General features: G+C 42.5%; 1 pseudogene. It reads right to left on the reverse strand.

Annotation, left to right across the window (positions count from 1 at the left end):
- Positions 1-812, reverse strand: a pseudogene (locus QM450_RS10565) (hypothetical protein); the annotation flags it as partial.

The following is an 812-nucleotide window of genomic DNA, read 5'->3' on the forward strand; positions in this document are numbered from 1 at the left end:
CCTGGGACATCTTTCTTAGGAAGCTTGTCATTTGGTACTTCACCTGAACCATTGTCACCAATTGTTACTGGGATTGTTGTTCCATTTTCTCCTGGAATTTCTACCTTGCTGCCTGATGGGTAAGTTGAACCATCTGGTTTCTTAGGCGTTACGACTGCATCACCATTTGGTTTGCGTGTAATTTCAATCTTACCTGGTTTTTCAGTTGTTGGGGTATTTGGTGTTACCTTACCTGGGGTTGTTACTGGAACTTCAACTGCTGGTTTACCTGGTTCTGTGATCTTACCTGTACCTGGGACATCTTTCTTAGGAAGTTTGTCATTTGGTACTTTACCTGAACCGTCTTTACCGATTTCAACAGTGATTGGACCATTTTCACCTGGGATTTCTACCGTAGTTTTTGGTGGGTATGTTGAGCCATCTGGTTTCTTCGGTGTTACTACTGCATCACCATTTGGTTGTTGAGTAATTTCAATCTTACCTGGTTTTTCGGTTTCTGGTGTTGCTGGTGTTACCTTACCTGGTGTTGTTACATTCACCGGTTGTGATGGTTTCTTATTCGGTTCGGTTACTGTTCCTGTACCTGGGACAGCTTTCTTAGGAAGATTGTCATTTGGTACTTTACCTGAACCGTCTTTACCGATTTCAACAGTGATTGGACCATTTTCACCTGGAATTTCTACCGTAGTTTTTGGTGGGTATGTTGAGCCATCTGGTTTCTTCGGTGTTACTACTGCATCACCATTTGGTTGTTGAGTAATTTCAATCTTACCTGGTTTTTCGGTTTCTGGTGTTGCTGGTGTTACCTTACC

Origin of the sequence: Streptococcus infantis, assembly GCF_047464615.1 — a bacterium.
GTDB lineage: Bacteria > Bacillota > Bacilli > Lactobacillales > Streptococcaceae > Streptococcus > Streptococcus infantis_Y.